Source organism: Winogradskya consettensis, from assembly GCF_018332715.1.
Classification (GTDB): Bacteria; Actinomycetota; Actinomycetes; order Mycobacteriales; family Micromonosporaceae; genus Actinoplanes; species Actinoplanes consettensis.
The window spans coordinates 144,953-167,722 of record NZ_BOQP01000028.1; the positions used below are offsets into that span (position 1 = coordinate 144,953).

General features: G+C 66.9%; 19 protein-coding genes. 6 read left to right on the top strand and 13 right to left on the bottom strand.

Going from position 1 to position 22,770, the window contains the following annotated elements; translation table 11 throughout:
- Positions 1-7: 7 nt before the first annotated feature.
- The 4 genes from Aco04nite_RS26035 to Aco04nite_RS26050 are packed head-to-tail and all read right to left on the bottom strand — an operon-like array spanning position 8 to position 7,989.
- Complete coding sequence (locus Aco04nite_RS26035; RefSeq protein WP_212999877.1) at positions 8-1,228, bottom strand: TIGR02679 family protein; 1,221 nt, start codon at positions 1,226-1,228, stop codon at positions 8-10.
- Positions 1,225-5,274 carry a TIGR02680 family protein gene (locus tag Aco04nite_RS26040; RefSeq protein WP_212999878.1) on the bottom strand — a complete coding sequence of 1,350 codons (4,050 nt, stop codon included), beginning with the start codon at positions 5,272-5,274 and terminating at the stop codon, positions 1,225-1,227. The genes Aco04nite_RS26035 and Aco04nite_RS26040 overlap by 4 nt, the downstream gene beginning before the upstream one ends.
- A complete protein-coding gene (locus tag Aco04nite_RS26045) occupies positions 5,274-6,494 on the bottom strand; it encodes a TIGR02678 family protein (RefSeq protein ID WP_212999879.1) in 1,221 nt (406 codons plus the stop codon). Before Aco04nite_RS26045 ends, Aco04nite_RS26040 begins: the two co-directional genes overlap by 1 nt.
- The gene (locus Aco04nite_RS26050; protein ID WP_212999880.1) at positions 6,487-7,989 is read right to left on the bottom strand and encodes a TIGR02677 family protein; all 1,503 of its coding nucleotides are present in this window, start codon (positions 7,987-7,989) and stop codon (positions 6,487-6,489) included. The genes Aco04nite_RS26045 and Aco04nite_RS26050 overlap by 8 nt, the downstream gene beginning before the upstream one ends.
- Positions 7,990-8,040: 51 nt before the next feature.
- Here Aco04nite_RS26050 and Aco04nite_RS26055 point away from each other — a divergent pair, with 51 nt between their 5' ends.
- From Aco04nite_RS26055 to Aco04nite_RS26080, 6 genes are all read left to right on the top strand, one after another.
- Positions 8,041-8,217 (top strand): hypothetical protein, encoded by a 177-nt coding sequence (locus Aco04nite_RS26055; RefSeq protein ID WP_212999881.1) that lies wholly within the window; start codon positions 8,041-8,043, stop codon positions 8,215-8,217.
- Between the two features lie 52 nt (positions 8,218-8,269).
- Entirely contained in the window at positions 8,270-8,623 is a 354-nt protein-coding gene (pth2, locus tag Aco04nite_RS26060) for a peptidyl-tRNA hydrolase Pth2 (protein WP_244876294.1), read from the top strand.
- A gap of 111 nt (positions 8,624-8,734) precedes the next feature.
- Positions 8,735-8,950 (top strand): hypothetical protein, encoded by a 216-nt coding sequence (locus tag Aco04nite_RS26065; protein WP_212999882.1) that lies wholly within the window; start codon positions 8,735-8,737, stop codon positions 8,948-8,950.
- Between the two features lie 410 nt (positions 8,951-9,360).
- Positions 9,361-11,442: a family 43 glycosylhydrolase gene (locus Aco04nite_RS26070; protein WP_212999883.1), complete on the top strand. Its 2,082-nt coding sequence runs from the start codon at positions 9,361-9,363 to the stop codon at positions 11,440-11,442.
- Between the two features lie 101 nt (positions 11,443-11,543).
- Positions 11,544-12,980 (top strand): non-reducing end alpha-L-arabinofuranosidase family hydrolase, encoded by a 1,437-nt coding sequence (locus Aco04nite_RS26075; RefSeq protein ID WP_438874941.1) that lies wholly within the window; start codon positions 11,544-11,546, stop codon positions 12,978-12,980.
- Between the two features lie 21 nt (positions 12,981-13,001).
- Complete coding sequence (locus Aco04nite_RS26080; RefSeq protein ID WP_212999885.1) at positions 13,002-14,825, top strand: family 43 glycosylhydrolase; 1,824 nt, start codon at positions 13,002-13,004, stop codon at positions 14,823-14,825.
- Positions 14,826-14,932: 107 nt separating this feature from the next.
- On the opposite strand, the gene Aco04nite_RS26085 is transcribed toward Aco04nite_RS26080, so the two are convergent.
- From Aco04nite_RS26085 to Aco04nite_RS26125, 9 genes are all read right to left on the bottom strand, one after another.
- Positions 14,933-15,793: a hypothetical protein gene (locus tag Aco04nite_RS26085; RefSeq protein ID WP_212999886.1), complete on the bottom strand. Its 861-nt coding sequence runs from the start codon at positions 15,791-15,793 to the stop codon at positions 14,933-14,935.
- A gap of 173 nt (positions 15,794-15,966) precedes the next feature.
- Positions 15,967-16,584 carry a hypothetical protein gene (locus Aco04nite_RS26090; protein ID WP_244876295.1) on the bottom strand — a complete coding sequence of 206 codons (618 nt, stop codon included), beginning with the start codon at positions 16,582-16,584 and terminating at the stop codon, positions 15,967-15,969.
- 225 nt (positions 16,585-16,809) lie between these two features.
- Positions 16,810-17,940, bottom strand: coding sequence for a hypothetical protein (locus Aco04nite_RS26095; protein ID WP_212999887.1), 1,131 nt, complete (start codon positions 17,938-17,940; stop codon positions 16,810-16,812).
- Positions 17,941-18,415: 475 nt separating this feature from the next.
- A complete protein-coding gene (locus tag Aco04nite_RS26100) occupies positions 18,416-19,195 on the bottom strand; it encodes a HEPN domain-containing protein (RefSeq protein WP_344646511.1) in 780 nt (259 codons plus the stop codon).
- Positions 19,196-19,606: 411 nt separating this feature from the next.
- Positions 19,607-20,302 carry a hypothetical protein gene (locus Aco04nite_RS26105; RefSeq protein WP_212999889.1) on the bottom strand — a complete coding sequence of 232 codons (696 nt, stop codon included), beginning with the start codon at positions 20,300-20,302 and terminating at the stop codon, positions 19,607-19,609.
- A 144-nt stretch (positions 20,303-20,446) separates the two neighbouring features.
- Positions 20,447-20,848, bottom strand: coding sequence for a hypothetical protein (locus Aco04nite_RS26110; RefSeq protein WP_212999890.1), 402 nt, complete (start codon positions 20,846-20,848; stop codon positions 20,447-20,449).
- Positions 20,849-21,026: 178 nt separating this feature from the next.
- Complete coding sequence (locus tag Aco04nite_RS26115) at positions 21,027-21,590, bottom strand: nitroreductase family protein (protein WP_212999891.1); 564 nt, start codon at positions 21,588-21,590, stop codon at positions 21,027-21,029.
- A 142-nt stretch (positions 21,591-21,732) separates the two neighbouring features.
- Positions 21,733-22,050, bottom strand: a complete 318-nt coding sequence (locus tag Aco04nite_RS26120; RefSeq protein ID WP_212999892.1) for a hypothetical protein — start codon at positions 22,048-22,050, stop codon at positions 21,733-21,735.
- A 148-nt stretch (positions 22,051-22,198) separates the two neighbouring features.
- Positions 22,199-22,741 carry an SMI1/KNR4 family protein gene (locus Aco04nite_RS26125; RefSeq protein ID WP_244876296.1) on the bottom strand — a complete coding sequence of 181 codons (543 nt, stop codon included), beginning with the start codon at positions 22,739-22,741 and terminating at the stop codon, positions 22,199-22,201.
- Positions 22,742-22,770 lie beyond the last annotated feature (29 nt).

Consider the following 22,770-nt stretch of genomic DNA (forward strand, 5'->3'; position numbering starts at 1 on the left):
TGGTTTTTCAAGCCTGCAGGTCGGGGAGGAGGCTCTCGATGAGGGCTTCCTCGTGGATGGAGATGCCGAGGTCGGTCATTGCCTTGGTCAGGGCCGGGTCCCACGGGGAAGCGGCGGGACGGCCTGTGAGTGGCTGGCGGGGAATGCCGTTTGAGGCTGCCTGTTCGACGGCCGCGCGGTAACTGGCTGCCTTGAACTGCCAGGGGTGGGCGGGATAGCGGGTCAGGATGCGGTTGGCGATGGTGAGGCCGGGCCAGTCGAAGTCGCCGTGGTAGGCGAGTTGGACCCCCTCTGATGTGGTTATCGCGTCGAGGAGGGCCAGGGTGACCGTGGTCGGGTTGCCCATTGTGCAGATCATCGGGGCGTCGATTCTGTTGTCCAGGGCGGCTTCGACGATGCGCGGGTTCTCGCAGACGTAGATGGTCTGGGGTAGCAGGTGCAGCGGGGCGAGGCGGCGGATCTCTCGTAGGGTCAGGTGGGTTTCCGCGCCCAGGTCGGCGCGTTCGTGGAGCCAGGGGACGTTGTAGGGGCGTAGGCCATAGGTGAGGACGGTGGTGGCGATCGTGTCGCCGGCGACGCCTGCGGCATCCCATAAGGCGCGCCGTTCGGGTGCGCTGGGCGGGATGTCGGCGCTGCCGTTCAGGGCGAGGGCCAGGCCGCGCAGAACCAGGCGGTTCAAGAGTGTGTCGTCGTCGAGGCCGTGGGCGGTGCCGGTGACGGTCTGGGCGAGTTCTCCGCGGGACCAGGTGCGGGCGTGGGCGCCGATGGTCAGGCCGAGGGTAGTGGTGGCCTGGTTGACTGCGGTGATGCCGTGACGCCCGACCCGGGCGAGCCATTCCGGGACCCATTCGTGTCCGTCCAGGCCGGCGGCGAGTACGGCGGTGTTCGCGTCCTCCCGAAATGACGCTCGGCGTTCGCGTTCTGCCGAGGCTTCCGCGCGACGGTCCTGGACCGGGCCGATGACGGCTTCGACCACGTCGAGGAGGCCTGTTTCCGCTGCGCTGGCGCGAAGTTGCTGGTCCAGGTGGGCCAGGTCGACGGTGTGGGTGGTGCCGACCACGCGGTTGAGGAGCCGGCTGACGGCTTCGCGCTGGTCGGCGTCGAGGCCGGTCAGGGTGAGGCGGCCGCGGGCGGCACGGCCGTTGCGGGTCAGGCGGGTGCGGGCGGCGGCCCAGAGCGGGCGTAGGGCAGGGGATTTCAGGTAGGTGAGGGTGCTGTCCGGGATCATGTGGTCAGCACCGTGCGGCGGTGGCCGTCCCAGCGGAAGTGGAGGGTGGCGACGCCCGGCTGGGTGGGGTCGCGCAGGCATTCGTAGATGGCCAGGGCGGGGACTTCGGGGAAGCAGCCCCACAATCGTTCGCTGGTCAGTACGGCGTCCAGGTCGAGGTCGACGAGCAGGCCGAGGAGTCTGCCGTGGGTGGGTTCGTCGACTTTGGCGAAGGCGTCGTCGAGCAGGATGAGCCGCGGTGCCGGGGGATGGCTTTCGCCGACCGAGGTGAAGTGGGCGGCCGCGGCGGCGAACAGCACCAGGTAGGACACCACGCGCTGTTCGCCCTGCGACATGGCGGTGCGGGCGGACAGGGTGCGTTCGCGATCGGGGCGGGCGTGGTCGGTGACCCTGACGGTGAACGAGAACCAGCTTCGGTAGTCCAGCGCCGCTCGTAGGTGCACGGTGTAGCCGGCGGTCGGGTCGGAGCGGCGGGCGTCCTCGACGCGGCGGGCCAGGGCCTCGCGGAGGCGGTCGTTGTTGTCGCGGGTGCGCAGCTCGAGGGGTGTGCGGAGCAGGCTCACGGCGTTGCGGGTGTCGGCGTCGGAGTCGTCGCGCAGCGCCCAGACCAGGCGGGCGCCCAGGCCGTGGGAGGTGCGGACCTCGGCGAGGGTGGTGTTCATGGCGGCGACCAGGTTCTCCGCCGAGCGGATCTGGCGGGACAGAGCGTCGCCGAGTTCGCCGAGCAGGAAACGTTCGAAGGCGTGGTGTTCGCGTTCGGCGACGGCGGAGCGTTTCTGGTCGAGTTCCGCGCCGAGCCGGTGGGTGGCCGCAGCGAGGGGGTGCTGGCCGATGTCGTCGGTGATCTCGACGACCTTCACCCCGTCGCGGTCCTCCCAGACCAGGTCGAAGCCGCCGGGGAGCCGGCCACGGACGTCGGTGTAGCGCTGGTGCAGGCCGTTCTCCCCGAGGTCCTGCTGGGGGCGCCCGAGCGCGTCGCGGAGTCTGGCGGCGAGCTCGTCGAGGTGCCGGATCCGCTCGGGTGGCGTACCCGTCGCGACCTCGATGTTCAGGTCGGCCGGGAGGTCGAGTGCGGGGCGGACGCCGGGCAGGGTGAGGACCCGGGGCAGGGCGGAGCCGGCGTGCAGGGCTGCCTGCTCGTGTTCGGTGAGCCGGAGCCGGTCCTGGTCGCGGATCTCCGCGGTTCGGACCCGGTGGTCCCGGCTGTGCTCGTAGTCGCGGCGGGCGGCGGGAAGCTGCTGGTCCGCGGCGCGTACCCGTGCCTCGGTCTCGGTTTCCTGCCGCAGGATCTCGGCGGGTTCGGCGCCGAGGGAGCGTTCGAGGACCGCGAGTTCCTGCTCGGCGGAAAGATGATCTTCAGCGGCGACGGATGCGAGGTCGGCGGACTCGGCCGTCCGGGTGACGGCTGCGCGGTGCTCACCCAGCAGGTTTCGGTACGGGCTGAGCTGCGCGACGAACTGCCCGGTGGCACGACTCTGCCGGGGCAGGTCGGTGGCGAGCTGCCGCAGTTGCTGGTCCACGAGCGTGAGCTCGGCCCGGTCGGTCGGCAGCAGGTGCGCGGCCGCCGCGGACTCGGTGGCGGCTCGGCGCTGGTCAGCGAGCACGCGTAGCTCCCGTGCCCGGCGCCGGGCGTCCGCGACCTGTTTGACGAGTCGTTGCACCGCCTTGTCGGCCTCGTCACGGCGGGTCCAGCTCTGCCGCAGGTCGAGACCGTCGGGCACCGTACGCAGCGCCCCGGTCAGCTCCCGCCGCTGCTGCTCGACAGCGTCGATCTGTGTGCCGAACGCAGTGAGTTGTCCGGACAACTCGTCGATGCGGGCGTCCAGTTCGGCCAGCCGCCGCCGGCGCAGGGCCTCCCGGTTGGTGGCGCCCACATATTCGGCCTCCGGTTTGCTCCACGCGCCGTGGGCGACGCCGAGGCGCCACCGGCCGTCCGCGGCGATCCAGCTCGGGGCCGTGCTGTCCGCGCCCCAGCCGATTCCGGCCAGCAGGGCGGCGACCGGCTCGGCGCCGGGAACGACCACGAGCACGTCGCGCAGGGAGGCCCCGGACACGGCCGGCTCCGTACGCAGCACGATCTCGCCGGTCGCCGGGTCCAGCACCGAGCCGTCCGCGGCGACCACGGCGTCGAGTAGGCCGTTGGACTCCAGGGCGGCCTCCATCCCGGCCCGGCTGCGCTGGTCGAGGTGCTCGGCGAAGTCGACGTGCCGGAACAGCGGCGTTCCGGTGACGCCGCCTGGGACGTGGAACCTGGATCGGGGTGGTGACGGGTCGGTGAGGGAGTGCCAGTGACGGTGCTCCGCGCGTACTGAGTCAAGCTCTGCTCGGGTCTTGTTCTGTTCCTCGCGCAGGGCGTCCCGGCGAGCCTCGGCCTCGGATCGCAGGGGTTCCGCGGCAGCCTCGGCAGCCTGTCGCAGCGTCGCCGGGGTCTCCGCAGGCATCGGGTCCTCGACGGCCACGGCGTGCCGGGCGGCGGACAGGTCGGCGCCGGCCAGTACCGGCAGGGTGAACCAGTGATGGACGGCGGTGGCGAACCGGCTGCTGGTCGTGACGAGGCCGGCCGTAACCTCGCCGAGGCGGACCTGGGCCGCTGCCTGCTGACCGTCGAGCAGGTCGCGTTCGTCCTCGGTGCGTGCCGCCGTCGCTGCGGCCGCTGTCGCCTCGTCGATCATCGTGGCGACGTCGGCGACCGCTGACCGGCGGCTGCGGACCGCGTTCTCCGCGGCGGCCAGGTGCGTGCGATGGTCGTGGAACTCCTGCTCGGCCAGGGCGTGGTGGACGATCTCCAGGGAGGCGTCGTCGACGGCGCCCTGATAGCGCAGCTCCGGCACGGTGCCGACGTGAGCGATGTCGAGCCCGGCGCCGGTGGCGAGGTCCCGCAGCTGACGGTGACCGTCACGCAGCTGGGTGACGGCGGACGCGAGCCGGCCGGTCTCGGCCCGCAACCTCTCGACCAGCGCGTTCAGCGATCGCCGGTCCGCGGCCGCCGCAGCGGTGGCGGACCGGGCCGCGGCCTGCAACGCCTGCACCGCCAGGCGGCGCTGACCCAGTTCCTGAACGGCCCGATAGCCGGCGCTCTCCCGCAGTGCCCGAAGCTCGGCCGTGGCCTGCCGTTGAGCCTGGTCCCAGCGGCGTACCTCGGCGAGTGCCTGTTCCTCGGCGTCGAGCGCCCGCGTGACCTGCCGTTCGGCCTCGCCCGCCCGCCGCCGCTGACCCCGCAGCCGGGACAGGGCCTCGTCGACCGCGTGGACACGGCGGCGCAACTCGCCGCGCAGGTAACCCCGGTACGCCGTCATGAGCTCGGCGAGAGCGCCGTGGGTGGCCTCCAACCGGCCCAGGTCGGTACGCACCGTCTCCAGGTCGTCGAGGTTGTGCGCCACCGAATCGAGGACCTCATCGTCGACCGGGGGCAGCGCCTCACTGAGCTCGGTGGTGAGCTGACCGGCCTCGATCCGGTCACCGATGGTGGGGCGCCGCAGCCGGTAGAGCAGGTGGACGAGGTTGCGGTACCGGCCGGCGTCGGTGATGCCGAAGACCTCCCGGCCCACCCGTGCCCGATAGTCACGGGCACTGCCGACCAGCGCGTTCTCGCCCAGACTTTCCCGGAGCCGGTCGATCGGCACCGGCTGGCTGTTCTCGATCAGGTGAACGTCCACGCCGACCCGGGCCGCGGTGATGAAGTACGACAGCCGGGCCTCGGCCGTCGACGACGACCATTTGACGATCGCTCCCAGCGTCAGGAAATGCTCGGTGTCCTGCTCGTCGGTGCGGCGCAACTCCAGCCACAGGAAGCCCTGCCGGTTCACGCCGATCGCGCCCTCGCTCATCAACCAGCGGAACGTGGTCCGCCCGCCACCGGCGGCGTCCAGGCGCTTCGTGTCGCCGTCGAGCAGGAACGGCAACATCATTTCGAGGGCCTTCGACTTGCCCGCGCCGTTCTTGCCGCGCAGCAGCAACCGGCCGCCCTCGAAATGAAAGACCTGGTCGTCGTACTGCCAGACATTACTGATCCCGGCGCGATGCAGATGGAAACGGTACGGGTGCATCAGCGCACCTTCTCCGCCGGCGCATACCGGGCCGCGGCGGCCAGCAGCACGAGGTCGCCGTCCGGCGCTGTCCCCCGGACATGGCGGGCGTCCACGGCACGTTCCGCGGCTGCCAAGGACTCCTCGGGTTCGACGTCGGCGACCGTCGGCGCCGATCGGGCCATCAGGTCCATGCTGACCAGCAACGCGACGACCGCCTCCCGCAACAGCACCGGATCGGTGACGTACTGCCCTGCCCACCTCCGGGCGTGGCGTTCAGCGAGCCCGGCCAGGATGTCGTCCAGCAGATCCTTCGGGACCGGTACGCCGACCACGAGCGCACCGGGATCCGGGCGCAGCCGCTCGGTCAGGGCACCGATCGTGAGCAGCGCGGCCTGCGCGACGGTGCCGTTGCCGGGGAACGACACATCGCTCAGGGAGTCGTCCGGATCCAGCAGGGCAGCCCCCTCGGCCCGCAGCTCCGCCTGCAAACCCAGATAATCGAGGTACGAGCGTTCGTCGCGGCGCTGTTCGCGGCGCAGCCACACCCGATCGGCGCCGGTCAGATCGTCGACGTAGAGCACCGGCTCCTCGCACAACCGCCGCCGCACCCGATGCCGTGAACCGCCCTGACCCGGCCCGGCGGCGTGGGCGACGAACTCCGCGGGTGTGGCGGTGCGCCCGGGCGGCGTGGCCATCAGGTGCGCGACGATGTCCCTCTCGACCGTCAGCAGCGCCTCGGCCTGATCATCGTCGGCGTATCCGGTCACGCTGCCCTGCTCCTCACGCAGCGCTGACCACGCCACCATCTGGCGCAGCGCGGCACCGAGGGCCCGTCGCTCGGCGGGGCGCTGCGCGTCACCCAGTTCGATGCCGGCCTCGACGGCGGCTGCCCGGATGTCTGCGACGAGCTGGGACAGCAGCACCTGCTCGGGACAGGTGAGCAGCACTGCGGTGGTCAGGGCGAGGTATGCGTACATCCGTGGGGTGAACTGCCCGGTCGGACGTTGCAGGGGCCTGCCCCGACCCTGGCCGAGGCCTGGTTTGAAGAGTCGGGCGAAACCGGCCTCCACCACGAGCCGGTAGCCCAGGAACGTGCCGAACCAGGTCCGCAACCACTCGGCGTGCCGGCGGACCAGGGCGAACTCGTCGCTGTTGGGCAGCAGGAGCGGCTCGGCCAGCAGCGCCCGGATCGCCCGGCGGCGCTCCGCCTCCAGTGCGATGTCGTGGTCGTCAGTCAACGCTCGGCTCCCACCGGGTGATCGCAATGTCGATGTCCTGCGTGGTGAGGTCGCCGGTCGCCGACCGCAGCGTGAGCTCGTGGCGTGGCTTGCTGATCAGTTCACACCGCATCGAGAGGTCCAGATTGGCGGTGACCGCGTCGCCTCGTTCCGGATCGCCGGCGCCCAGGGCCTGGGCCATCAACTCCAGCAGCAGCCGGATCGCGGGCTCGGACAGCAGCACGTCACCCAGGTTCGCCGCCGCGGACAGCAGTTCGGCGGCCGCCGCTGAGCGTTGCCGCTGCTCCTGCGCGGCCCGGTCGATGAGCGCCTGCCGCTGGGTGCTGCGGTCGGCGATCCCCGACACCCGGCCGCGTGCCGCCCGGACACCTCGATCGCGCAACGACACCGGCACCTCGACCGCGGGGGCGGGCCACCAGCTCGTGGTCGCCGGCACCACGACCTGGGCGTCGGCGGCGATGCCGAGATGCCGCGCCGGGTACAGCCCGAACGCCGAGGTGAACAGGTCAGCGGCGGTGTCCTCGTCGGCTGCGTCGAGCCAGGACGCGAGCCGCAGCAGCTCCCGGCGCCGGGACGCGCCCTGACCCACCGAACGGATCATCCGTTTGGCGTTCGCCAGCAGCGACTGCAAGGCCCGCATCGTCGCGTCACGCAGCTGGGACACCTCACTGCGTCGGCCGTCGACGTCGCTGAACCAGGCCCGCAGCCCCATCCAGTCGGCCAGGTCGTGACCGCGGCTGTGCTGCACGGCGACACCGAGGTCAGCGGCTGCCCCGGCCAGGCCACCCTCCCGCAGCACTGTCATGAGCGCTGGAAGGTGTGGCCACAACCGCTCCAGGTGTCGCTCGATGCGGGGTGTGAGCAGCACGATCTCCTCGGTGATCGACTCGATGTAGTCCAGCAGGAGATCCTTGAACCCCGAGTACTCGGCGCTGTCCAGGTCATAACGGGCGAGCACCTGACCGAGGAACGCGTAGAAGTCGCGAACCGAGTCCCGGAACGTCCAGAACTGGGCGAACACCGTGGCGACCCGCTCCCTGGCGGTGCCCGCGTCGATGCCGCCCGGCTGTTCGAGACGGTCCGCGAGATCGGTCAGGCCCTGGCTGATCAGACCCAGCAGTTCCCGGCTGATCTCCCGCGCGGCGTCGGCGCTGGACTGCACCTCGTCGGCCTGCCGCTGCACCCGCTCACCCAGCGGCGTCAGCTGGTAACGCGACCTCGTGCGCTGATACTCCTCGATGCTCTTCACGCGGACCGTGTGGGAGCTGGGGAGCAGGTTGCCCCAGGTGACAAGCCTGTTGAGCCGGCTCACCGCGGTGTCGAGGGTGATCTCGAGGTTGCCGGCGGCGAGTTCCTCGACGACCTGCTGGGCGGAGAGATCGGTCATCAGAGAATGGGTGAACAGACGCATGATCACGAGATATGAAGCTCGCTCGGGCACGGTCAGGTAGGTGAAGGCGTCAAAGCGGCCCAGGTCCTCCTCCGCCTCGCCCACGCTCCGAGAATAGGCGACCACCACCGGCCACGGTAGAACAGGGAGTTCCTGATGCGGACCGCCGGAATGTTCATCGAACTCGGCCAGACCCGTCACCCGGAACCGGCGCCGCGCATCGCCGATCACATCGGCGCGGAACCGATCGACGACGCGGGCCTGGTGACGCGGTACCTCGACCACGGCTACGTGCTGATCGACATGATGGACGCCGAGTACCTCGCGTTCTGACTGGAGGCCTCTAACCGAACGGTCGCCAATGGGTTCCGGCTACGCTGCGGCGGTGGAACGTGGGACGAAGCTGGTGGTCGTGGTGCGGGCCGACCTGGCGATGGGTAAAGGGAAGATCGCGGCGCAGGTGGCGCATGCGGCGGTGACTGCGGCGCTGCTCGAGCAGGAGACGGCTGCTTTCGCTGCGTGGTGGCGGGCCGGGCAGCCGAAGGTGGTGCTGCGGATCGGCAGCGAGGCCGCCCTCACCGAGATCGGCGAGCGGGCGAAGGCTGCCGGTCTGCCGGTGCACGCCATCCGGGATGCGGGCCGCACTCAGGTTTCCGCCGGCACGATGACGTGCTGCGCGATCGGGCCCGGTGACACTGAGCAGATCGATCGGGTCACGGGGGCCTTGGCTCTGTTGTGAGGCCTGCAGGGCTTTCCCTCTGTGCGTGGATCCGAGCTTCCGTGCCGATCTGCGAGATGATCGACCCTGAAGACTGATCCTGCGGGGGAGCGGGGCGCGGTCGTCGAACAATTGGTGGTCCTGCTTCCTCTGTTGCGTGGTGAAGGATGGTTCCTTACCCCGTTCAACACGTCGGTGAGCGAGGCCGGGGAGGTCGTACTGCTTTTCCGGCCCGACGACAGGGATCTGGGTCAGGCGCTGGTGCAGCGTCTTTCGGAACTTGCTCCCGGCCTTGCCGTCGTGGTGAAGCTCAGCGCGGCCGCCCGGCACGTGATCTTCCGGCTGTGAGCTGCGAAGGAGCGGCCCTTGTCGCGACTTCCGTCAGGCAGCAGTGCTTTCCGAGGTTTCTGCAATTGCCCGGCCGTGAATTGAAATGATCACTGTTTCGAAACTTCCGGCGGATGATGGGCGAGCGCGTCCATCCCGGAAATGTGCCCTGAAAAAATCTTCGGCGTAAAAGTGTTACGCCGCGATCGGTTTCCGAGTCCGCGATAAACGTGCCGGACTGACTTCGTGAATTGCCGTGACGCCCCCTTGAGCTGCTCGAAACAATCTGGCAATATTGGCGAATCTGAATGGGTAGTACCCGTCTCTTTCGTCCCCCTTCCCTCGGCATGGAGTGGATCTAGACGTTTGCCGTGCGATGTGAACGCTCACATCACCGCGCCGGGGCCGCCGCCCGATGAATGGAGTGCACGATGAATGCCAACGATGAGGGTCCGCCGACAGCTCCGCGGCGACGAGGCCTGGTGCATGCCGTCCTTGCCCTGATGACCGTGCTGGCCGGGGGGATCGTCGTCGCGGGCACCGCGACGGAGGCCGGCGCGGCCACGATCGACACCGGTGCGTCGTACGTGCTGGTCAACCGCAACAGCGGCAAAGCCCTGGACGTCTACAACCTGGCCACCACCGACGGGGCGCGGATCACCCAGTGGGCCCGCAACGACGGCGCCCAGCAGCAGTGGCAGTTCGTCGACTCCGGCGGCGGTTTCTACCGGTTGAAGTCGAAGCTGTCCGGCAAGGTCCTCGACGTCGCGAACCGGTCGACCGCCGACGGCGCGGCGGTCGTGCAGTGGACCGACAACAACGGCACCAACCAGCAGTTCAGTGTGCAGGACGTCGACGGTTACATCCAGCTGATCAACCGCAACAGCGGCAAGGCCCTCGAGGTTCAGGGTGCCTCCACCGCCGACGGCGGCAACATCGTGCAGTACGCCGACTGGAACGGCACCAACCAGCAATGGCAACTGGTCCCGGTCGGTGGCACCACACCCACCACACCGCCCAGTGGCACGTTCACCAATCCGGTGATGTGGCAGGACTTCGCCGACGGCGACATCATCCGCGTCGGGGACGTCTACTACTACTCGGCGTCGACCATGCACTACTCCCCGGGCGCCCCGATCCTGCGCTCCTACGACCTGGTCAACTGGGAGTACGCAGGACACTCCGTACCCCGGCTCGACTTCGACTCCAACGCCTACGACCTCAACGGAGGCCGGGCGTACGTCAAGGGCATCTGGGCGTCCGCTTTCAACTACCGGCCCAGCACCAGCACCTACTACTGGCTGGGCTGCACCGAGTTCAACCGCACCTACGTCTACACCTCGGCCTCGGCGGGCAGCGGATGGGCCAAGAAGGCCCGGATCAACAAGTGCTACTACGACGCCGGGCTGCTGTTCGACAACGACACCCCCTACGTCGCGTACGGCAACGGCACCATCAGCGTGGCCCAGTTGTCCTCCGACCTCACCTCCGAGGTGCGCTCGCAGACCGTCTACCAGACCCCGTCGAACATCGGCACCCTCGAGGGCTCACGGATGTACAGGCGCGGCAACTACTACTACATCTGGCTCACCCGCCCGGCGAACGGTCAGTACGTGCTGCGCTCGACGAGCCCGTGGGGACCGTACGAACAGCGTCAGGTCCTGCTCGACCTGCCCGGACCGATCAGCGGTGGCGGGGTACCCCATCAGGGTGGTCTCGTCCAGACGCAGAACGGTGAGTGGTGGTACATGGCCTTCACCGACGCCTACCCCGGCGGCCGGATGCCGACGCTGGCCCCGATCACCTGGAGCGGCGACGGCTGGCCGGTCCTGCAGACCGTCAACGGCCGATGGAGCACCACCTACCCCCGCCCCAACCTGCCCTCGCACCCGCTGACCCCGATGACCGGCACCGACACCTTCACCGGATCCGCCCTGGGCCCGCAGTGGGAGTGGAACCACAACCCGGACAACAGCAAATGGACAGCCGGCAGCGGCCTGCACCTGTCGACCGCGACCGTCACCAACGACCTCTACACCGCCCGCAACACCCTCACCCACCGCATCCAGGGACCGACGTCGACCGCCACGGTCGAGCTCGACTACAGCAGCATGCGCGACGGCGACCGCACCGGCCTGGCCATGCTGCGCGACTCCTCGGCCTGGATCGGCGTCAAACGCGACAACGGCACCACCCGGGTGACCATGGTCAACGGCCTCACCATGGACGCCAGCTGGAACACCACCGGCACCGGGAACGAAACGGCCGGAGCCACCGTCTCCGGAGGCCGGATCTGGCTGCGGGCCGCCGCCGACATCCGGCCCGGGTCCGGCCGGCAGGCCACGTTCTCGTACAGCACCGACGGCGTCACCTTCACCACCCTCGGCCCGGCGTTCACCCTCACCAACGCCTGGCAGTTCTTCATGGGCTACCGCTTCGGGATCTTCGACTACGCCACCCAGGCCCTCGGCGGCGCCGTCACCGTCCGCAGCTTCGCCCTGACCACCCCCTGACCGCATCCACCCGTCCCCGACAAGGAGTCCCCGTGCATCCCGAGACCCTCAGCAGCCCCGCACCCCGGCGGCGCCGCTGGCACGCAGCCGCCGCCGCCGTGATCACCACCCTGGCGGGCGGACTGTTCGCCATCGCCCAGGCGCCCGCCGCCTCGGCCGCGACCATCGACACCAGCGCTTCGTACGTGCTGGTCAACCGCAACAGCGGCAAAGCCCTGGACGTCTACAACCTGGCCACCACCGACGGCGCGCGGATCACCCAGTGGGCCCGCAACGACGGCGCCCAGCAGCAGTGGCAGTTCGTCGACTCCGGCGGCGGCTACTACCGGTTGAAGTCGAAGCTGTCCGGCAAGGTCCTCGACGTCTACAACCTGTCCACCGCCGACGGTGCCGCCGTGGTGCAGTGGACCGACAACAACACCACCAACCAGCAGTTCAGCGTGCAGGACGTCGACGGCTACATCCAGCTGATCAACCGCAACAGCGGTAAGGCCCTCGAGGTCCAGGGTGCCTCCACCGCCGACGGCGGCAACATCGTGCAGTACGCCGACTGGAACGGCACCAACCAGCAATGGCAGCTCGCCCTGGTCGGCGGCACCAGCCCCACGACACCACCGCCGAGCGGCTCCTGCACCCTGCCGTCGAGCTACCGGTGGTCCTCGACCGGCGCCCTGGCGAACCCCAAGTCCGGGTGGGTGTCACTCAAGGACTTCACCACCGCTCCCTACAACGGCAAACAACTCGTGTACGCCACCACGCACGACTACGGGACGTCGTGGGGGTCGATGAACTTCAGCCTCGTCAACGGTTTCTCCGAGCTCGGCTCGGCAACCCAGACCGCGATGACCTCGGGTACGGTCGCGCCGTCGCTGTTCTACTTCGCGCCGAAGAACATCTGGGTGCTGACCTACCAGTGGGGCTCGTGGCCGTTCATCTACCGGACCTCCAGCGACCCCACCAACGCCAACGGATGGTCCGCACCGCAGGCGTTGTTCACCGGCAGCATCACCGGATCGGGCACCGGACCCATCGACCAGACCATCATCGGTGACAGCCAGAACATGTACCTGTTCTTCGCCGGCGACAACGGCAAGATCTACCGGGCCAGCATGCCGATCGGGAACTTCCCCGGCAACTTCGGCACCTCGTACACCACGATCATGAGTGACACGACCAACAACCTGTTCGAAGCACCCCAGGTCTACAAGGTCCAAGGGCAGAACCAATACCTCATGATCGTCGAGGCGATCGGCGCCAACGGGCGCTACTTCCGGTCCTTCACCGCCACCAGCCTCGGCGGTTCGTGGACGCCGCAGGCAGCCACCGAGAACAACCCGTTCGCCGGCAAGGCCAACAGCGGCGCCACCTGGACCAACGACATCAGCCACGGCGAACTGATCCGCACCAACGCCGACCAGACCATGACCGTCGACCCCTGCAACCTGCAACTGCTCTACCAGGGCCGCAACCCCAACTCCGACGGCGTCGACTACGGCCTGCTGCCGTACCGGCCCGGGCTGCTGACCAGGCAGCGCTGAGCCATGCCGACACTTCCTGCGATGCCCACCCGGCCACGGCGCGCGATCACCGTGATCGCCGCTCTGCTGCTCGCGATCACCATGGCCCCCGCCCTCGGCCAGCCCGCCAAGGCCGACAACCCCATCGTGCAGACCATCTACACCGCCGATCCGGCACCGCTGGTCTACAACGGCCGTGTCTACCTCTACACCGGGCACGACGAGGACAACTCCACCTACTTCACCATGAAGGAGTGGCGGGTCTGGTCGTCCGCGGACATGGTCAACTGGACCGATCACGGCTCCCCGCTGAACCTCGCCAGCTTCAGCTGGGCCAGCAGCAACGCCTGGGCCGGTCAGACCGTCCACCGCAACGGCAAGTTCTACTGGTACGTCCCGATGACCGTCCGCGCCACCGGTCAGATGGGCATCGGCGTGGCCGTCTCGAACAGCCCCACCGGGCCGTTCACCGACGCGATCGGCCGGCCCCTGGTCAGCAACGGCCAGATCGACCCCACCGTGTTCGTCGACGACGACGGCCAGGCCTACCTCTACTGGGGCAACCCCGACCTCTGGTACGTCAAACTCAACGCCGACATGACCTCGTACGCCGGCAGCCCCGCCAAGATCCCGCTGACCACCGCCGGCTTCGGCACCCGTACCGGCGACGCCAACCGGCCGACCCTGTTCGAAGAAGGCCCCTGGGTCTACCAGCGCAACGGCCTGTACTACCTCGTCTACGCCGCGAAATGCTGCTCGGAATTCATCGCCTACTCCACCGCACCCGGCCCGCTCGGCCCGTGGACCTACCGCGGCACGGTCATGTCGACGCAGGGGAGCAGCTTCACCAACCACCCCGGCATCATCGACTTCGCGGGGAACTCGTACTTCTTCTACCACAACGGCGCCCTGCCCGGCGGCGGCGGATACACCCGCTCGGTCGCCGTGGAAAGGTTCTCCTACAACGCCGACGGCACCATCCCCACGATGACGATGACCACCACCGGCGCGCCGCAGGTCGGCACCCTCGACCCGTTCGTACGCCAGGAGGCCGAGACGATCGCCTGGGAGAGCGGCGTCGAGACGGAGGTCTCGTCCGAGGGCGGGATGAACGTCGCCAACATCGAGAGCGGCGACTACGTCAAGGTCAAAGGCGTCGCCTTCGGCAGCGGGGCCACAGCGTTCACGGCCCGGGTCGCGTCGGCCACCAGCGGCGGGCGCATCGAGGTACGCACCGGCAGCCCGACCGGCGCACTGGCGGGCACCTGCACCGTTCCCGGCACCGGGGGCTGGCAGAGCTGGACCTCGGTCACCTGCCCGGTCAGCGGGCTCACCGGCACCCAGGACCTGTACCTGCGGTTCACCGGAGGCAGCGGCTTCCTGCTCAACGTGAACTGGTGGCAGTTCACCGGCGGAGCCACCAGCTTGAACCTGCTCACCAATCCCGGCGCGGAGGACGGCACCACCGGGTGGCTGGTGAACGGCAGCGGCACACTCACGGCCGCCACCGACGTCGTACGCGGCGGCACGCGCTCGCTCGCCATCACCGGGCGTACGGGCGCATGGAACGGCCCCGGCCAGGACGTGACGTCCCGCTTGACCAACGGCAAGACCTACACCACCAGCGTCTGGGTACGCACACCGAGCGGCACCCCCGCCGCGAAGGCCACCCTGGCCCTGACCGTCAACGGCACCACCAGTTATCTCCAGCTCACCCCGACCGCGACGGTCAGCGCGTCGGGCTGGACGCAGGTCTCCGGCACAGCGACCGTGTCGTGGAGCGGAACGTTGTCCAAGGCGGTCTTCTACGTCGAGACCGCCGCCGGAACCGACAACCTCTACCTCGACGACGCCACCCTCCAATAACCACCGGCCACTGCGGGGACGGGTACGCCCACGGGCAACCCGTCCCCGCAATGCTGCGATCCCTGCACCGGAGTCACATGTCCGTACGCGGTCTGTGTGATGGACCGTCAGAAGTCGCCGCTCCCGTTGAGCAGGGCCAGGAGATCTGGTGCCGGGTCCAGCGCGACGGTCACGTTGGCGACAACGAACACGGCCGTGAGCACCGCGGCCACCACCGCGACGGCGCCGAACCAGCCCAGGACCCCTCGCGTCCGGCGGTCGGCCCTCGCCGCCCGGGCGAAGCGCCGCCACAGAACGACCGCCAGGCCGGCGAAGGCGACCATCGTGCCGGCGGCGACCACGGCCAGCACGGTGTGATACCGGGCGAACTCGCCCACCATGTCGTCCAGCGCGGGCGGCGTGTAGCCACCCGTCAGGTGTGACCCGGTGAGCTGAGCCCTGGCCTGTTCCAGGACACCGGCCAGGACCGGATCGGGTGCGGCGCCGTCGACCAGGAACGGGAACAGCGCGGGGAACGGCACCGCCGTGGTGTTGATGTTGGCGTCCAACACCACCAGCGCGAACAACGCCGCAATCGGAAGGGCGACGCCAGCCGACACGAGCGCGGCCGTGCGTCCCGCGCCGCGCCGATCAGTGCGCAGGAACGCACGCCACAGCATGACGGTCAGCGCGACGAGCACGATCAGCATCAGCGCGGCGATCCCGATCTTGATCAGGTGCCACCGGAACCAGTAGTCGACCAGCCGCTGCACCGCCGGCGGCTGGCCCGGGTCCCGCGATCGCCAGTAGTCGACCAGCGCCGGGCGGAACGCCGCCTCCATCCCGCCCCGCTCGCCCAGCGCGCGGTCCCCGGCCAGCCGCGGCGGGCCGAGGACGAACGCGATCACGAGCGCCGGCACCATCGCGATGAGCGCGATCGGTGCTGCTGGTCGAGCGCGGGCTCGCGGCGGGGTCGTCATAGTCGTCATAACCTGCTCCTCATTCCGAACGGACGCGGTCACGCTATGCGGGACCGGCCGACGCGAGCCAGGTGTCCAGCACGACTCTTGAGGTATGGCCAGGTATACCCGTTACCACCGGTCCACGATGCCGGACTGGCGTTCTCATCCAGCCGCGATCCGGTCTGGCACCCGACGGCACGTCAGCCGGCCCTTCGCAGAAACGCCGCATCATCGAAGCCCAGGGAGCGCATTTTGTCGGGAGAGAAGACGGCCATGATCTCGTCGGCGGGAATGAAAGAGGTCGAACTGTCGGACAGCTGCGGCATCCCTGCGACGAACCAAACTGCTGCGGCGGGGAAGTCCAGGCGAACAGCGACAGGCACATCGATCGAGTACGCCGCGCCGGCGACGCTGTCATCCGCACGCCTGCCGGGCCCGATTCGAAACCGCTCCCACCAGCACTCGGCGCCCCGGACCGGCGATCCCAGACACGAGGACCAGGCACGTACACCCTCACCATCCGGACCGACCCGCTCCGGGCCCTCGTCGCCCGAGGCGGGGCGGTATCCGATCGGTTCGTCGAGCACCTCGACGCCGTACGGATAGAACGTGTCGGTCCAGGTCACGGTCACCGGCCCCCGATCGGTGCCGAGTTCGACGCCCATGACAGCGTGATGCCAATCGCCGAAGTCCCACGGGGCCGGTTCAGGGCCGAAGTTGTGGACGTCCCAGTAATCCACCCTCATCAACCGCCGACCCCGCAGGCCACGCAGCGTGCCCTCGAAACGGCCTCGTGCATGATTGATGTCCGTACTCACTCCGGCGATGATCCACCGGTCGCAGCACCTGCCGCATCTCGATTACGTCGGCCCAGAACGCTGGTCAGACGCACGGATTTGCCGCCGACCGCGCGGCGGTCTGCGGTGAGCCGTCACGCGGCGTGACGCACGTCGGAGGCGGCCACGCACGCTCATGCCGAGGAGAGGGCGCTTAATCAACTGAGCGAAAGCCATACTAAGACATCGTTTCGTCGAATGATCAGCCTAAGCCAACCACCATTTCTGCAGTGCCACGCGTGTCAAGTATTCAAACACATGTAGCAGCATTGGCGTATCTCTCGCGAGCCACGCAGATCCCCCAATCTGTGACGAGAGGCCCAGCGGGACCTCTAGCGGCACTCCTTCCTCAAGCACATGGGGCGGCTGGCACATCGGATATGGGAATGGCTTACCCGCATGCAAGGCAAGTGATCGGTATCGGTACACAAGCACTAGGTGATCATGCATCCTTACCCAGTCGACCTTGCCATATTCGCTTGGCCGAATTTCGGGTGGTCCCGGCATGAATTCGGCGAGAAACTGTAGAAATTTTGCTCCCACCTTGACTGTGGGGCCGAGGAGATCGGCAATAGCATCGCGTTGTTTTGGATCCACCGATTCCAGTACCGCACCCATCTCGGGCCAGGAAAGCCTTAGCCTTTCAATGTTCAGAGCAGGTATATTCGATCGATTTTCTGCAGCGACCTCTATCGCGCTGACCAACAGGATCCAAGCCATGCTTGGATCAGAGTCAGAGATCCACAGTGCCTGCTGATAGAGGCGTGCGGCGCGTACAACGGCCGTTGCCTTTCGGGCAGTCAATGCACGATATGCTGCCAAGTACGGCTGCGCCTCGGCGAGGTTGACATCGCCTGCCGCGTGCGGGAGCACCGAACCTTGCATGCTCGGCGGCGGCAGGTACGGCTTGGCATGATGCCATTCAAAGTGGCGACCCAACGGATCAGACGCGATGTCCCAGCGTCGAATTTCACCGCCAGACTGGCATCGAATGCCAAGAGCGAGACTCAGAAGGGCCGCCAGCTCGTCGTATATGTCGCCGCCGTGGTAAGCCTTGTCCCGAGTCTTCGATCCTAGGTCGTCGGCGTTCAACCCATGCGGATCATCGAGCGCCACTCCGTATGCCATTCGCAAAACTATTCCGAGTTGTGGAGCGTGCCCGAAGAAGTTAGAGAATGTGATTAGTGCCGAGTAGGGTCCAGCCTCCACATTCTCCCCTGTAGGATGCGCATCGGTATACATCGCAATCTCTACAAACCGGCCGACACTGACTTCCCGAGGCGTATCCCAGTTGCGCCAAGACAACGGGGCATTGACGTCAAGTGCGCGGTTCGTCATGAGCTTCAGCCTAGCGAGGCATGGAAGCTCGCGCCGCCGCCCTCGGGTGGACGACCCTGGACCCAGACCGTCACGTAGGCGCGGGCAATCGACCAAGGCGCAGACCAACGTGGCCACGGTAATGATCCAGCACAACGCTCACGGTACGCGAGGGGTTCGGCGGCCGGTGCCTACTGGCAATCAAGACCTCAGCCAACGAGGTGGGGAGTTGGGGCGTCGGATCTACCGCCCATAGGCTGCCCCATACCTTCATGACGACAGAACTCGCGACACTTGACGGGCCGCCGACATCGACTTGGCCCGTCGACCGTGCGACGTCAAAACGGTACTCTACAGCCGCCGTGGCGGCCGACCCCATGCGCCTCCGCTAATCACGAGCTTAACATGCATCCTTCAAGCAATCGCTAGAGAGATGTTCTCGGGAGCCGGGTCCGCTTTAGCGGCATGAACGCTTATCGACAGCAACCGTGGAGTCTCATAGCTCTGTTGGCTTGACGCCTAAAACGAGCCGCGGTGCGCCTGGAGTCCAACCCGGCTTTGGTGCGCCAATATGATCGGCGGCGGAATCAGCCGTAAGCCGAGCCAGGGCGCTCAAGAAGCGCACGCAAGCTTCAGCGTCGCGTAGCCTCAGCCCTGGCGGACCTAACGTATTCGTATCCCGAACTGCAGAAAGAACGACCATCTTTCGATGTCCTGATATGCCTTTACCTCTTCGGCTGAAATCGGCATGACCATGCGCTACAGCGTGACGAACCTCTAGCCATTGACTAAGTACGTCGCAGGCATGATCAGACGTAACCTGAAAGGGGGATGAACCGCGGCCCCCTGTCTGACTCCACCGCCAATCTGGTGTTGGATCGAATCCGAACCACTTCAGCAAGTCGCGCGTTTCACTTTTGCCGGGCGTGGAATAGCGATTAAGCGACAGTTCGAATTGGCGATCCCAGTGGTCAATTGCTTTGGTGGTCAGATGCAGGAAATTTGGAAGAGTCGAGGTCGTGTTGACAGCCGTGTTCGCGACCATCAATTCAGACTTCACCGCATCGCGCAGCGCCTTCGCGATGTCTTGCACAAATGCTTGCCACCCAGCGATTGCCATGACGACAATGCCTCGATTTACGGAAATCTCTCGCGTACGTAATCCTCGCTTTGGCGCCTGTCCGCCGGAGGCGCCAGCGGCACGATGAACCTCCGCAAGATTCAAGCAGTGAACTCTTGACTTTTCAAAATTAGCTACGGCAGCCTGTATGTCCATACGAGGTTAGCCTTTCAGTTCGACAACGCCGCGCCAGTCCCTCCAGGCTGACCTTAATGGATCGCGGTGCAACCCTCTCGCGTGTCAGAACTTTAAGTGCGCCGGATTCTGAACGTCGAAGCTTACTCATCTGCCGCCGACCGCGCGTCGGTCGGCGGCGAGCCGTCACGCGGCGTGACGCACGTCGGGAAACGGCCCGACGCACGCTCGTGCCGATGCGAGCGCGATTCTGGTCTTCCGCAGCCGACCCGACCACTCCGCCGATCGAACTCGACCTGCTTCGGGCGCGCGATCCTACTTGCGTACTTGCGGCGCCGGCACGGGCGATGTCAGACGGAGTGAAACACCATGGGCGTCGTGGCATGCAAACCCTAGGTTCCGGCAAGATCTCTGCCGTACCACAGTCAGCTGTCAGTCCGCCCCGTTTCCCTCAGGATCCGCGACGAATGCCAGGAAGTCAGCTGCCAGCGGTGTCGTGGCAGCAGCCCAGAGCCCAGCCTCAGACATCACTCCGCTGAGTGACTGCGCAATCAAGCCAGCGTTGCCCAGTGCTGCGGCGTACCGGTCGATGAGGTCCTTTCGACTGGCAAGCTCTGGCATTCCGGCTTCGATGATCACTGCCTTGCCGCCCATCATCACGTTCGGCCTGGTGATGTGGAACCGCGTGAACCATCCGGGAGGATCGGAGAGCAGCTTCAGCAGCCGCACGTGGGTTGGCGTGAACCGATCGAGCATGTCGAAGAACAGCTGCTGAGTGTCGTCGTCCGGCGCGTCCGGCAGAACGGAGTTCACCACCGCGTTGCGTAGAAGTTCCAGCTTCCCTGCGCGCGACGTTCGGTCGGCGATCTGCGATGCGGTAGTTACCGCGTCCATGAACGTGTCCTGGTCGAGGAGGTGATCGAAGTCCCCGATCTGGTCCTCGAGACGGTGCACTTTCTCGGCCAGATCATTCAGCCATCGTGTCCGCCGATCGGTCAGACGCCGGCCAGCCGCTTCCTGGAACGCGATCTGCAAAGGACCGCCGACGCCCGGCACGGCCGCGATTCCCATCTCGACGACCTTGGTGATGCCCTGCCGCCGGTCTGTGTCCTCCGGATAGTTGTCCATGGCCAGCCATCATGCCGGACAGGCACCGGCGGCGGCCATCGGCTTTCCGGCCCCAGCAGGATAACGTTGCCGTAAGTCACGATCATGCCGATGATAGTGCGTGTCCAAACAGGAGTATGCCTCGGTTCTGCACACCAGAAACGCTTAACCTAATTCGGGAAGATCTCTAGAGTAACCGCATTCATCATGCACCCAGAAATCGAGATATGCAGCGCGGTCACCTGGTGCGTCCTGGACGCTGAGCCATTCAAATGCTGCCTGCTTCATATGCCTGACGGCCTCGATATCTTGCTCCGAAGATCCCCTTCCGGGGGCGTCCATCTCATCGGTCAGCGCGCCCCAGATAAGGTTGAGGCCAACCGTTACCTCGGATAGCGGTCCGCTTTTGGGGGCCTTGACCATAGCTCGCACAGCCAAAGCCTGAAACTCGACACCCGCGTCATAGGTCGGCAAGCCTGCGCCGGCGTCGAGCACTAGGCGTGCCTGGTCTGCCGCCGCCGCCAAGAACTCCTCAAGGCTCTCCTGCAGCCGCCTTTGAGCTGTCACGGTAACCACCGTACGGCAAGTCGGATCCGGTAGAACGCCGATTCTTACCAGCGAGACGACGCCCTCATCTGCCGCGATCCGGTCGCTACGTCGCGTAGCGATGCGCTGCGGTGACCAGCTCACGGACATGCCGAGTTGCGTGCACGTGGTCTCGTCGTTGCCTACGGGTAGGCGGTCATTATTCTGTCCAGAGCAGCTCTCCGGCAGGACGTCGAATGCGGGCCGGATCGAGGGGCCGGCGCGCAGACGAGCCAGTGCCGTCCGGCACCCGGCCGAATGCCGACATGGTCGTGATCTCCCAGTGGTCCGGTACGCCGAACTCGTTCTCCAGGGCTTTGCGGTCGAAAGCGCGGAATTGACGGGCGAACAGTCCGAGGGCCTGCGCTTGGACTGTCATGTGGGCGACCGCTTGCCCTAGGTCGTACTGCGCGAATTCTGAATATTCCCAATCGGTGCCTTCGACATACCGATGGGACAGATTCGCTACAAGGACGCTGGCTGAGGGGGCCCAGCGGGCCGAACTGGCGGCGAGGTGGCGCACAAGCCGGGGGTGCGCGTCGTCGCCGCGACGACTCACGATGAACGCCCAAGGTTGAGAATTACCGGCGGATGGAGCCCACCGCGCTGCTTCCACGAGTAGCTCGGTGTGGTCCGCGTCCAACTCGAATATCGGGTCGAACATCGTGGGGCTCCACCGTGCGGCAAGCAGGGGATGTAACCCCGGCACGATCTCGTCTTTCATGCCGACAGCCTGCCACAGGGGCCGTGAGCGACGGAGATCGTCGGCAACACCTCGTCGGAGTTCGAGGTGATCGGCGATGCGGATGGGTACCGACCGTAGAAGGAATCCGGATCTGCCGCGGATAGGGCGGCGGCGCGGCGGACTAAATCGTGACTCTGTGGTTGATCGGTCGATGCGCTGGCCCGGTGTACTCCGTCAGAACGAACCGCCTGTTGTCGGCAGGCGGATGCACGGTCACGGTGATCGTGCTTTCATCGTCGAACCTCAGGATGAAGACGGGATCCATGTCGCACAGGAAGGCGAATCCATCGCGTTCTTCTTGGTCGTCGCTGATCAAGCAGCCCTCGGCGGCCCAGCCGGTATCGGCGGCGGCAATGACCACCGCGATCTCAACGCTGGCGAGCAAGGTTACAGAGTTCGCCCACCAGTCCAGGTGGCACCGGCTTTCGACGCGATCCATTGGCCTCATCATCTCGCAGCAACTAAGCATATCGTCGTTCAGGTGGCACTCGCGAGGCTTGATCACGTGCCCTCTTCTGCCGCAATCCGCGCACAGGTCGCCTGGAGTAGGTCACGCACCGTGGGTGACAACCCCGCCCGACTGCCGCTCAGTCGTAGTCGCTCTCCAGCCGCAACGCTTGGACGAAGCTGACGAAATCCGGCGCCAGTACGGTGATCCGGTAGCCAACCTCCTGATCGACGTGGACAACGCGCGGTTCGCCCTCCGGGCCGCAGTCCAGGTAGTCAAACGCGATCATGTCGTGGCCGGCCGAAGGACAATCAGCGAAGTACACGCCGATTTCCGGATAGCCCCACTCCTCGACAAGGAACCGGCTACCCGATCGCCCAGCCAGGGAGCATTCTTTCTCGCGGTCGATCCCCATGATCGCGGTGAGGGCGACGTGGTCTTCGGCCCAGGTCGTTCTGCTCGGTGCCGGACAGCACGTGTTTCGTGGCATTCCGCCGTTACGCATCCGCATCAAAGCCGGATACGAGGCCGGCAACCTAAACTCGAGCTCTGCCTCAACCGACGCGACCAGTTCATCGGTGGGGTACCCGCCACTGTAGGTCTCCCCGGCATACGCACTGTCTTCCCAGAACCCGCCCAGATCCAGATCGGGAAACACCTGTCTGAGCTGCTCGTTGGTCACGCTTCCGCCCTTCGTCAACCGCAAGTCGG